The organism is Peribacillus sp. FSL K6-5616, assembly GCF_038008245.1.
GTDB classification, from domain to species: Bacteria; Bacillota; Bacilli; order Bacillales; family DSM-1321; genus Peribacillus; species Peribacillus frigoritolerans.
In genome coordinates this window covers 3833928-3845343 of the sequence record NZ_JBBOYT010000001.1, presented here as the reverse complement: position 1 = coordinate 3845343, position 11416 = coordinate 3833928, and the positions used below count along the sequence as shown (strand labels likewise).

Sequence of the window (11416 nt, the reverse complement as noted above, 5' to 3'; positions counted from 1 at the left end):
ATAAACCAAAAACAGCCCCATGCTGGAACATGAGGCTGACCACTAGCAAGAGTGGTTGGTCACAACTAATAACTTTTAATCAGAAGAATCAGAAGAAGAACCATTGCCATCTTCGTGGGATGTGTGGTTCTTTTTCCGTTTCTTGACGAACGCAGATAGGATAAGATTGGTTGCTACCAAGCGCTCCTTCCGGAATACTCTCTAATCTTAGGTATTCACTTCAGCTGTTCGAGTACAACAACTTTGTCCCATTCTTTGTTTTCATAATCGGACTCTTCCCAACCCACGCGGAATATGTCGCCATAGTTTGGATGGAATCCCATGGTAGTAAATACCTCTGTTTGATAGTAAATGCCTTCGCCCTTGCCCTCTATTTTCTCGCCACGGATATGCCCATTTTCGATTTCACTGATTTCAAATGTCTCGGTAATGATATTCTCTTCACCCTCATTAGCCATACGCCTTTCTTTACCCATATATACCTCTGATGTTTGCTTGTCCAGTTGTATTACTGGCATTTCCTTGATTTTCGCTAGACGGTTTATTTCAGCAATAATCTTTTGGTCTTGCTTTTTATCTTGCATTTCGTCCGCATTATGAAAACCAATTGCGTATCCCCCACCTAAACCTACTAATGCCCCTGCTACTGTAAAAGCTAATACTGTCTTCTTCATATGTATTTCCACCTTTTCTATTGCTCTTACCTACTTAATTATTAATAATATCATGCAAAACTTGATTAAGATAATTACTTTTTAGGGAGTGGAATTTTGAAATCAAAACAAGAAAGAACAGCCGACGTCAGGCTGTCCTCTTCAGTCTCCCCATTACCTTCATGATACGTGCCTACCAACCTCTGATAAAAAAACTCAAGAGTTATTAATCATCCATTATATAAAACAAAAAATCATTGACTATTGGAAATATCCTGGTTAGAATAGGGGCAAGATTTGAAAGGAGCGATAAACGTGGCATTTTTACAATTATACTGATATACACATATATTATGGAAAAAACCACTTTTTATAAGGGGTTATTTGCTGTGTGTATAGGATGGATATGTTGTAGAGGGTTTGTCGTTCTGCCGGATATCTATGCCATTTTTCCGTACACAGAGCCCTTCTGTGTACTTTTTTGTTTTGGAGGGATTTAACTTGATGATGTTACTTTTTTATTGATGCGAGTTTGGGAGTTGAGCTCATATTAGAAGATCGTTCAGCGGTGACTATAAAATAGGGGGAATGTACATTGCAATTTCTATTATTCTTTTGATGCGGGCTTGAAATAGAAGCTCGTATCGATCCAAGCTATCGATACGAAATCACAAATTTCGGAGGTAGCGAATATGGAACAAATATGTTTTGAATTAGAAAATGTCGAAGTGACTTATTTAGATAAAGAGATATTGAAGATTGATCGGTTGGCTGTACATCAATTTGACCGCATCGGCATCGTCGGGAAAAATGGTACAGGGAAAAGTACGTTATTGAAGTTGCTTGCTGGAGAAATTCAACCGACAAGCGGAAAAGTAAAGGGTTATGTTGATCGCGGCTATTTTGAGCAAGTTGAAGCGCCTGTTGTTGCAGAAGCTGATCCAGCGTTACTGGGAAAATTGGCAGTTCCGCGAAATTCAGGGTCGCTTAGCGGCGGTGAGCAAACGAGGCTGAAGCTTGCCCAATTGTTTACCCACTATAATGAAGCGTTGCTTATCGATGAGCCGACAACCCACTTGGATCAAGACGGCCTTTCGTTTTTACTTGATGAGTTACGCTATTACTATGGGGCGCTTGTCTTGATTAGTCATGACAGGGCTGTACTGGATGAACTCGTAACGACGATCTGGGAAGTGCATGAAGGCGAGGTACATGTATATTCAGGGAATTACAGCGAGTACATGGCACAGAAGCAGTTAAAACGTGAACAACAGACGCAGGCTCATGAACAATTCCTTAAAGAAAAGAGCCGGCTTGAAAAAGCGGCGCAGGAAAAAATGAAAAAGGCTGAAAAAATTGCTCAAGCTGGAAGATTGTCGAAAAAAGAGGCGAATGCAAAACCGAATAAAACGTTTATGACAAAATCGAAAGGCACAAGCCAAAAAGCCGCACAACGCGCAGCGAAGGCAATTGAGCAGCGAGCGGAAAAACTTCAGGAAGTGGAAGCTGTACAAGAGGAAAGGCAAATCGTATTTCGCCAGTCAAAGCAATTGGAATTGCATAATAAGTTCCCGATAATGGCGGACCGGCTGACTCTTCAAGTGGCGGGGAACGTATTATTGGATGAAGTGAGTTTCCAGCTGCCGCACGGTAAAAAAATAGCGATCACTGGCAGCAACGGCAGCGGTAAAAGTACTTTGCTGCACCATATTGCGAAAAATGGTGCCGGTTTAACGGTTTCTCCTAAAGCAAAAATGGGTTACTTCCGTCAAATGAGCTATAGATTTGCTGAAGATGAAACGGTACTTCAATTCCTGGGGAACCGCTCAGAATATGATGAAGGATTTTTAAGAAGTGTCCTGCATTCGATGCAGTTTACCGGGACGGATATACTGAAAAGCGTTCAGTCCTTAAGTGGCGGAGAAGCGATTCGCCTCCAGCTTTGTCAGTTGTTCTTAGGGGAATACAACATTCTGCTATTGGATGAACCGACTAATTTTCTGGATATTACTGCCATTGAAGCGTTGGAACGATTCATGGCTGGATATGAAGGCACGATCATATTTGTATCCCATGATTCAGCGTTCATAAAGCAGGTTGCCGATATTCAGTATCAACTTGAGGAGAAAAAATTGGTTCAAGTGTGATTTTTAACGTTTACGGAAAAATAAGCCGATGGGATAATTCTGTCGGCTTATTTATATAAGAGTAAACAAACACATTAAGGATGAATCGAAACCAATGTCCCGATTGGAACAATCCTTGATAATTCCTCCACGTCCCGATTATGCATGCGAATACAGCCTTTTGAGACGGCTTTACCAATCGAGCTGGGATCATTCGTTCCATGAATGCCATAATGTTCTTTTGATAAACTCATCCACATCGTCCCGAATGGGCCTCCAGGGTTAGGGGCTTTATTGATAATGATGAACTGTCCTACTGGTGTACCGGACAGCATTCTTCCAACGGCAATCGGATATTGTTTTTGCAGTACTCCATTTTTAAGCAGCCTTAACTTACGATTATTAACGGACACATCGATCTGAAATGGAATGGTATCAGGAGGGGGAAAACCAGGGATCATAATGGGCTGGCCAATATAAATGACATTTGGATTTATGGTCGGGTTAGCAGCGATGATTTCAGATAGCGGTTTCCGGTAGTCCCTGGATATCTGTGTCAGTGTTTCACCTGGTTTAACTGTATGAATCAGTCTGAACACCTCCATAGGTTATAGTTGTCATGTTCCATTCTATGTGATTTTTCAAAAGTGTTTCGTAACTCGTCATTAGCTGTTATCTGTTTTTAATAAAACTTATTTGTTAAGTAACTAAGCCGAAAAGAAACCGAAATGAACTTTTGATAAAATAAGTTTTTATCGAGATGGATTTTTGTTAGTTAAAGAGGGGGAATAAAGGTGGAGGAACATGTGAAAAAGGCTTTAGTAGAATGGAATGAAGAAATCAGTGATGTGTTAAATGGGATAGAAAAAGAGTATGATGAAGTTAAGCGTGAACTTCAGGTTTATTCCTATAAATTCAATATTACCAAACAGGTTGTACAATCCACTATAAATGATGAAATTATACGAAACATCCGCGAGCTCTATCATAAACCTTTTGAACAAAAATTGAATGAACTGAAAGAATCGATAAAAGAGCTGGAAGAAAAGAGAAAGGTTTTTCAAATGTTTGTCGATAAAATCGAAAAGGTTAGTGAAAGAGAAGAAGGAAAACCGCAAATATCAGTCATATAAGGCAGCGAAGAGCAGGATACTCTACCATTCTATACACAAAAACCCTGGCAGCGAATATACCTGCTTTTTTTTGCTGGAATAGCAAAAAGCGGCCCCTTGTTTACCCCAACATCAACCCGGGTACACTATCCTATAAAAAGGAAATGGGGGAATTCTATGTGGAATGCGGTCTTTTGGGGAGGGATTTCGGGTTCTGCCGTCCTGCTTGGCGCACTTGCCGCCATCCTCATTCCGATCAAGAAAAACATCATTGGCTATATCATGGCCTTTGGTACGGGTGTATTGATTGGCGCCGCGGCATATGAGCTGCTTGCTGATTCGGTGAGTGATGGTGGAATCTGGGCGACGGGGATCGGATTCATAGCAGGGGCCGGCGTGTTTACAGCCTTGGATTTTCTTATTTCCAAAAAAGGTGCGGATAAAAGGAAACGGTCCAATAATAGCTCTTCGAAGGAAGCGGGCCTAGCCATTTTCATCGGAACCGTGATGGATGCCATACCGGAGTCGATCATGATCGGCGCCAGCTTAATAAGCGGCGGCTCGGTAAGCTGGCTATTGGTCATTGCCATCTTCATCAGTAATATTCCGGAGGGGCTCTCAAGTACAACCGGTCTGCTCAAAAGTGACTATTCCAAGAAGAAAATCATGCTGCTGTGGTTTTCCGTCCTGATCATTTCGGCACTCTCCTCGATGTCGGGCTATCTATTCCTCGATCATGCCCCGGACTATGTCCTGGCAGCGATGGCAGCCTTTGCAGGCGGTGGGATCATTGCCATGATCGCCTCAACGATGATGCCTGAAGCATTTGAAGACGGAGGGCCGATCACGGGCATATTCACCGCTGCGGGCCTGCTTATCTCTTTAGTTCTGGATTCGATGTGAGATTGTCCCCTTGGAAGGAAGGGGGGCAATTTTTTTTGTGGGGAATTTAATAATGTAGAATGAGAAAGTTGTGGTGAAAATGGAAAAAGCTAATTAATAAACCTAATCTACAAAAGAAAGAGTTTGACATTAATTTTCTTTTACAATTAAGACTTTTGATTTTTAATTTTAGATAAAAGTTCATCCCAATTGGTGGGGAACCCTATGTGGGAAAATTCCAAGCTATCTTCATACTCTAATATAAGTGCTTGTAAATCAGTAATGAATCTTTGCCCTTCGTCTTTAGTCAATAATCTTTGAATAATGTATATTGCAGCAAATGCAAATCCGTTATCAAATTGTTTCATTTCTTCTTTAAACAAACGTGGCTTAAAAGTTAACTTTTTATTGTATAAGCGTCCATAATGAGCACAGACATTTCGAACATTGGATAATGTTTGCAACCAACTTTCTAAGTATAGATATGGAACGTTATAATATATTTTTGCTATATGTTTTTTTACATCTTCGCTTAAATTTCTATATAGTTTAGACAGGAAACCAAACGGAGTCACTTCTATTGCCACCCAAATTGGAATTGTTACCATCATAATTTTTGTAATGATGTTCAATAAATAGTTCACCTTTACGACTTTTTTTTATTAAGTTGTTCAATTCATCCAGAGATTCTTTATGATATTTTTCATTTATAAAGTTTTCTTTATCTTTATAGCCCAGAGGACCAAATCTATGGGCAATCTCATAAGAAGTATGAGTTCTGAAGGCTATTTCAATAGTTTCTAATACACTTATAAGCAATACTCTTAATTTACGATCAAATTCATATAATGATAGTAATTTATTAAATGATGCTCCGTTTACATATTGCTCATTATTAATTGGATTTTAAAGTAAGTCCGTAAGCAGATAGACGATAATAATTAATCCTTTGTAATGATTTTTCTGTATTTTCAGAATTCTCAACATGCAAATTTTTGTTTCTAAATAATTCTACCTGTTCTTTATACGTAGTGGGGAGTTTTCCAGTCGGCTTATCTTTTTCAGGATTCATGCCTACATTTCTCCTTGAATAAATAAGATGACCCACCTTGGTCCGCATTGTTAAGAGGCGTGGTGGGTTCTGTTACTTTTAACCTATCATTCACTTTATCTAATGTCAAGGAACCAATAAGTAAAATAAGGAAATATTAAATAAACCATCCTAATTACAAATGAATGTTAGGTTTATATGGATGCAATATTTTGGTGATCAAGATTGGCGCAGCTTAATAAGGATCGGTAAGCTGGGGCTATTGGTCATTGCCATCATCAGCAGTCAAATTCCAGAAAGACTTTAAAGTATAGCGAAGGAATCTATCTCGAAAAAGGAATTGTTGGTGTTAAAATATCATTTCAAATCATACACTCTTCATATAGATTTTGGACATTGAGGAGCTGTTGGAAATGAACTTCGAGATGCAAATAGCGAATATGTTAGCTGATAATTTAAAAGGTTTCATAACATTCGTCCGGGAAAATCATGAAAATGAAAACAACTGCTTTTGTTTAAATAAAGATAAATTGTATCAATTGAAGCTTCTTGTTGAGGAGTTTAAGTTTCAAGTGTTGGCCGATGAACTTAAACGGATCAACCGGTTTACCTGGGATGAAAACTATACGCACTTATTAGTTGATAGATTCAGAAAAGGGATGGCAATCATTGAAGAGTACGTTGAAAATAACTACAGCGATTTATTCATTTTCACCGCTAGACTTTACACGTTGAATAGCCTCAGCTTAACCTTTTGCAAGGAGGAAGAATCAATAGTCAGCTAATTAGGGCACCCGCGAAAAAAAGAAGAGCACATAATCTGTGCTCTTCTTTTTTTCATTATAGGGATAGTTGACCAAAAAGATTCTAATTCTATATGTTCCTAGCCCGATCTTATTTGCTTGGCATCGAAGAGATATATTTTTTGACCACATCATACACATATTCTTGATTGGCTGCTGCTGTATTAGGGTTATATTTACCGCCATTCACTTTGTTATTGGATAGCACTCGTATACCTAGGAAGGGCACATCGTAAGCTTTGGCGATTTGTGCTGCCGAAGCTCCTTCCATTTCTTCCACGGATGTACCATATTTCGTATGGAACCATTTAATCCGATCCACTTCATTATTCCAAACATCCGCAGAACCGATAGTACCATCGACAACCTTACCTTTTGTGTAGGTATCTTTAACTGCATGAGCAGCTGCGAGTAAATCCTTATCTCCTTCGTAGAAGCGTGGTTTTTCAGCGTTAGGATCTTCTCCTGCACTTCCTTCAGAAGCCATTAGGTCCATTGGTTTCCATATGGTTGGATCGATTCCCTCGTTTACAGCTTTATCGGCCGTTTTTAATGAACCTAGGTTTACCGTTCTTTCTCCTAAAACAATATCAAAAACGTTTAAGCTTGGATCATGTCCACCTGATGTCCCTTGATTGATGATGGCAATAGGGTTATATCTTTCCATTGCCACTGCTGTAGCGGCAGCCGTATTTTCCATCCCTTTACCTGTTTTTGCAACGATTACAGGATAATTGTCTAAAGTTCCAATGTAAAATACAAAATCCCCTGATTTTTCTTCTTTAACATTTTCTAGCTTTTTAGCGAAATTTTCAGCTTCGATTGGCATTGGACCTTGAACCATAATAGGCCTTTGTGTCTTTTTCTCGACCGTTTCATTTTTGGAAGCAGAACTGCAAGCTGCAATCACCGACACGAAAAGTAAAGTAATGATTCCTAATAGAGTGTACTTTTTTAACATGTTTTTTCTCTCCTTAAAAACAAATTATCCGATTGTTTGAAACACTCGCAGTTGTGGTCAAAGAAAAAGGTCCAGAACGGCAGAATGAATGCTGCCTTCTAGACCTACGATAGTCAAAGTATAGATGATCAAGCAAAAATGAAGCGATTGCTAAATCATTAGCTGCTCAAAAAGCGGGCGGCCGAATACTTTAACTCGTAGTCTAGTTCTTTAACTGGGAACCAGGTAGAAACGCTCAGACCATATTTCCGAGCATATACGAGTAATTACGATTATTACTTTGCTAATATAACAAACAAATGCTAGATAATCAATGAAAAAGTGAACATTAAAATGTAAAAATAATATAATGTTCGTGTTTTGAGTGGTGTGGTTCGTTGGAAAAGCTATTTCTTACAAGGTAAATGGGTTTTAGTGGGATTTGGACACAATCATAATGTGGGTGATTTTCGAATCGTATAATTTAAAGGCCAAGTCAGAGATAGAAGATTCGGAAGTGTCTCAACCCGAACATAACTTTAAAACAAGACTATGGTTTAGATGTAAATCTGATCGTTGATTTCCACTCCAGTTACTCGCTTTCCGCGGGCGGTCGTGGAGCCTCCTCGGCTTGCGCCTGCGGGGTCTCCCCTAGACGCGCTTTTCCCGCAGGAGTCTCGTACCTTCCGTTCCAATCAACTTTGTTTTAAAAGATAGAAATCTTTTTTGTCTACAGTTTTGTCAGTGTATCCACTCCAGGCACTCGCTTTCCGCGGGCGGTCCTGAAGCCTCCTCGGCTCTCGCCTGCGGGGTCTCCATTGGCCACGCTTTTCCCGCAGGAGTCTCGCACCTTCCGTTCCAATCAACTTTGTGTTTTAAAAGAAAAAACTGCTGGCTCGTCTTATTCCGAACCCTATTTTAAGACTAGTTTATCCTTCATGTTTTTTTCTTGTAATCCTCAATGGATGGAAGAAATTTGCGACACTCCTGCCGAATAACTGGCTAGCCGAGACCCCACAGACGCTTGCGTCGAGGAGGCTTGGCAGACAGTCGGCGGAAAGGGAGCGGATTTCTGAAATCAACTGGAACGTTTTTCAAATAAAAACACTATGGGTTTTGTCAGGGTCGATCATCATCAACCAAAGTTATCACGACATTTCCCTTTTTATGTCCTAGCTCTACGTATCGATGAGCTTCGGGAATCTGTTCCAGCGGGTAGCGTTTATCAATGACCGATTTTAATTCTCCAGTTTCGATGAGCTCTTTGAGAAATAGTAAATCTTCCGTACGTTCCTTTGCTATGCCCTGTCCTTCAACGGACACGTATCGCCCGTTCAGGGTTAGTGCTTTTTTGCATGTGGCTTTCGAACTTTTCCCGACTGCATCAAAGATGATATCATATCGCTCTTGTCTTTCCGTAAAATCCTCTTCCGTATAATCAATTACTTTATCGGCTCCCAATGATTTCACCAATTCAAAATTAGCTGCACTGCATACTCCGGTAACTTCTGTTCCAAAGTATTTGGCCAGCTGTACCGCGGAAGTGCCTACCGAACCGGATGCGCCATAGATGAGGACTTTTTGTCCGTCCTGGATATTGGCTTTTCTGAAAAAATGCAGAGCTGTCGTTCCGCCAAAAGAAACGGCGGCGGCTTCTTCATAGGTCATATTGGCAGGCTTCATTGCGATTGGGCCGTCTTCGGGTAAGCATGTGTATTCGGCATGGGCCCCGAAATTCATTCCAGTCATGGCAAAAACCTGGTCGCCTTTTTTGAATTTCGTCACATTCCTCCCCGTGTCTTCTATCTCCCCGGACAACTCCACTCCGAGTATCGGTTTTCGCGGTTTTCTAAGGCCCAGGAAGAGTCGCATCGGCAGCCATAATAAGAAAGGGCTATTGAAACTCCTGACTCGTACGTCCCCGGAAGCCACTGTTGCCGCGTGAACCTTTACCAGTATTTCGTTTTCCTTTGGGGTTGGCTTTACTACCTCTTTGAGTTCCAGTACATCGGGTGAGCCGTATTTCGTGCATACCATTGCTTTCATCGCAAGTCTCCTTAGTTTTTGATACAATCTTTTAATACTATGATAGAAGCTGTAAGATAAAACTAACGTAACTGAAGTAACTTCTGATGAAATGTTGAAAAGCAGTGAGCTTCATGGGGGATTCCCTGAGGCAATCAAGAGTACGTTCATTCGGATAATGCCGCGAAGCCTTTGGCTTTGCTGATACACGACAGAAGGAGATTAAAGAATGACCATGAACGAAAGACCAAGAAGAATAATTTTAGATTTAGCAGTTACATTAGATGGATTTATTGAAGGGCCGAAAGGAGAAATCGACTGGTGCATTATGGACTCTGAAATGGGGTTCATTGATTTCTTGAATCAAATTGATACTATTTTTTATGGAAGAAAAAGCTATGATTTATGGGGGCAATATACGCCAGAAAATGAGGTATCCGATACTGAGAAAGAAATGTGGAATATCGTTCATGGCAAAGAAAAATTCATGTTTTCTAAAACGAAAAAAAGCACTGATAATAACGTAACGATCATAAATGATGATATTGTTGAAGAAGTAAATAAAATAAAGAATACGCCTGGTAAAGACATCTGGCTTTATGGAGGGTCAAGTCTTATTACTTCTTTTATAAGATTGGGGCTGGTTGATGAATTCAGGTTATCTGTTCACCCTGTTATTTTAGGGGAAGGAAAACCTTTGTTTATAGACATAAAGGAGAGATTGAACCTAAATCTGGTTAATACAAAAAGCTTTTCCTCTGGCGTCGTCCAACTTTGCTATCATCTTAATGAAGAGTAATGGTTAAGCATGATGATATATACTTGTAAAATGATGAATTCACGAGTAAAACCCAAAAACTCACGAGTAAATGCTTAGAATTCACGAGTAAATCCCCAAAACTTATGAGTAAAACCCTAAATAAGGCTAGCGAGGTATCCGGACTTGATGTGTGGATACCTTTTTTTATACATATTGCAATTTATAAATTATAAAATGTAATATATATGTTGCAAAAAGTAAAATGAATCATATAATAAGGGTAAGCGTTGGAATTAAATGGAGGTCGATTAAAGATGAATCTATTTAAACGAACGAAAAAGATCACGGATGAGCGGATTGAGAATGTTAGAAATAAAATTTATAAAGAAATGTATTATGTCATCTTGGTCATTTGCCTGGCGAGTGCACTTTTCAAATTATATAAATATGGTGCAGGCAGCGGGGAGTTATATCTGGAATTCGCGATTCTTGTTGGTGGGGGGCTGTATTACTTAGCTCGTTCGATTTTCTTAGGTGTATTCTGGGATGAAGTGGAGATGCATGACCGCAACAGCAAAACACCGATGAGCAAGAAGACGATTCTTGGGACGGTTGCTTTAGCACTTATCATCGCTATATTCATGGGCGTGAATAGTGCTGTATCCTATGCCGATGGCAGTTCCCAGGGCGTATGGTATTTTGTATTGGTATCATTTGTATCCGTTATGATCTATTTGCCGATTTTACTTCTGTTTTTTGGCGGTATATACTTGCTGGCGAAGAAAATCGGAATGAAAAATAGCTAAGATAATAAGAAATAGTAGGTGCTGTCCCTTGAAAAATATAAAACTGAAGCTTGCGAGAGTAGAAAAGGACTTGTCACAAGAAGAACTGGCCAAGATTGTCGGCGTATCCAGGCAAACGATAGGATTGATTGAATCCGGAAAGTATAATCCCTCATTAAGTTTATGTGTCGGGATTTGTAAAGCATTATCCCGTACATTGGATGATTTGTTTTGGGAAGAAGACTAATTGGGTATCCATTGACTTGGATATCTTTTTTT

14 protein-coding genes and 1 riboswitch are annotated in these 11416 nt (G+C 39.8%); of the genes, 7 read left to right on the top strand and 7 right to left on the bottom strand.

Going from position 1 to position 11416, the window contains the following annotated elements; all coding sequences use genetic code 11:
- Positions 1–215 precede the first annotated feature (215 nt).
- Positions 216–674, bottom strand: coding sequence for a hypothetical protein (locus tag MHB45_RS18530; RefSeq protein ID WP_048687718.1), 459 nt, complete (start codon positions 672–674; stop codon positions 216–218).
- Between the two features lie 671 nt (positions 675–1345).
- Between MHB45_RS18530 and MHB45_RS18525 the strand changes: the two genes are divergently transcribed.
- Complete coding sequence (locus MHB45_RS18525) at positions 1346–2800, top strand: Msr family ABC-F type ribosomal protection protein (RefSeq protein ID WP_072273490.1); 1455 nt, start codon at positions 1346–1348, stop codon at positions 2798–2800.
- A gap of 74 nt (positions 2801–2874) precedes the next feature.
- Here the strand turns inward: MHB45_RS18525 and MHB45_RS18520 are convergent, their stop codons facing one another.
- A complete protein-coding gene (locus tag MHB45_RS18520) occupies positions 2875–3369 on the bottom strand; it encodes a L,D-transpeptidase family protein (RefSeq protein ID WP_072273843.1) in 495 nt (164 codons plus the stop codon).
- Positions 3370–3573: 204 nt separating this feature from the next.
- On the opposite strand from MHB45_RS18520, the gene MHB45_RS18515 reads away from it, so the two are divergent.
- Both MHB45_RS18515 and MHB45_RS18510 read left to right on the top strand, forming a co-directional pair.
- On the top strand, positions 3574–3912 hold the full coding sequence (locus MHB45_RS18515) for a hypothetical protein (protein WP_072273489.1): 339 nt from the start codon (positions 3574–3576) through the stop codon (positions 3910–3912).
- Between the two features lie 156 nt (positions 3913–4068).
- Complete coding sequence (locus MHB45_RS18510) at positions 4069–4794, top strand: ZIP family metal transporter (protein WP_072273488.1); 726 nt, start codon at positions 4069–4071, stop codon at positions 4792–4794.
- A 146-nt stretch (positions 4795–4940) separates the two neighbouring features.
- Here the strand turns inward: MHB45_RS18510 and MHB45_RS18505 are convergent, their stop codons facing one another.
- From MHB45_RS18505 to MHB45_RS18500, 3 genes are read right to left on the bottom strand one after another with little or no spacing between them, the layout of a single operon-like run.
- A complete protein-coding gene (locus MHB45_RS18505; RefSeq protein ID WP_142953121.1) occupies positions 4941–5405 on the bottom strand; it encodes an Abi family protein in 465 nt (154 codons plus the stop codon).
- Positions 5323–5673: an Abi family protein gene (locus tag MHB45_RS28345; RefSeq protein ID WP_081088702.1), complete on the bottom strand. Its 351-nt coding sequence runs from the start codon at positions 5671–5673 to the stop codon at positions 5323–5325. The genes MHB45_RS18505 and MHB45_RS28345 overlap by 83 nt, the downstream gene beginning before the upstream one ends.
- Positions 5669–5845: a hypothetical protein gene (locus MHB45_RS18500; RefSeq protein WP_161922230.1), complete on the bottom strand. Its 177-nt coding sequence runs from the start codon at positions 5843–5845 to the stop codon at positions 5669–5671. The genes MHB45_RS28345 and MHB45_RS18500 overlap by 5 nt, the downstream gene beginning before the upstream one ends.
- A gap of 392 nt (positions 5846–6237) precedes the next feature.
- Here MHB45_RS18500 and MHB45_RS18495 point away from each other — a divergent pair, with 392 nt between their 5' ends.
- On the top strand, positions 6238–6609 hold the full coding sequence (locus MHB45_RS18495) for a hypothetical protein (RefSeq protein WP_034309797.1): 372 nt from the start codon (positions 6238–6240) through the stop codon (positions 6607–6609).
- Between the two features lie 109 nt (positions 6610–6718).
- On the opposite strand, the gene MHB45_RS18490 is transcribed toward MHB45_RS18495, so the two are convergent.
- Together MHB45_RS18490 and MHB45_RS18485 are read right to left on the bottom strand one after the other, a co-directional pair.
- Positions 6719–7588 carry a 5'-methylthioadenosine/S-adenosylhomocysteine nucleosidase gene (locus MHB45_RS18490; RefSeq protein ID WP_048683700.1) on the bottom strand — a complete coding sequence of 290 codons (870 nt, stop codon included), beginning with the start codon at positions 7586–7588 and terminating at the stop codon, positions 6719–6721.
- A gap of 178 nt (positions 7589–7766) precedes the next feature.
- A riboswitch (purine riboswitch) is annotated at positions 7767–7870 on the bottom strand.
- Positions 7871–8686: 816 nt separating this feature from the next.
- Complete coding sequence (locus tag MHB45_RS18485; protein WP_072273484.1) at positions 8687–9613, bottom strand: NAD(P)-dependent alcohol dehydrogenase; 927 nt, start codon at positions 9611–9613, stop codon at positions 8687–8689.
- 208 nt (positions 9614–9821) lie between these two features.
- On the opposite strand from MHB45_RS18485, the gene MHB45_RS18480 reads away from it, so the two are divergent.
- The 3 genes from MHB45_RS18480 to MHB45_RS18470 all read left to right on the top strand — a co-directional run bounded on the left by MHB45_RS18480 (position 9822) and on the right by MHB45_RS18470 (position 11384).
- Positions 9822–10391, top strand: a complete 570-nt coding sequence (locus MHB45_RS18480; protein ID WP_048687488.1) for a dihydrofolate reductase family protein — start codon at positions 9822–9824, stop codon at positions 10389–10391.
- 275 nt (positions 10392–10666) lie between these two features.
- A complete protein-coding gene (locus tag MHB45_RS18475) occupies positions 10667–11158 on the top strand; it encodes a DUF6773 family protein (protein ID WP_048687487.1) in 492 nt (163 codons plus the stop codon).
- A 28-nt stretch (positions 11159–11186) separates the two neighbouring features.
- Complete coding sequence (locus MHB45_RS18470; RefSeq protein ID WP_034309784.1) at positions 11187–11384, top strand: helix-turn-helix transcriptional regulator; 198 nt, start codon at positions 11187–11189, stop codon at positions 11382–11384.
- Positions 11385–11416 lie beyond the last annotated feature (32 nt).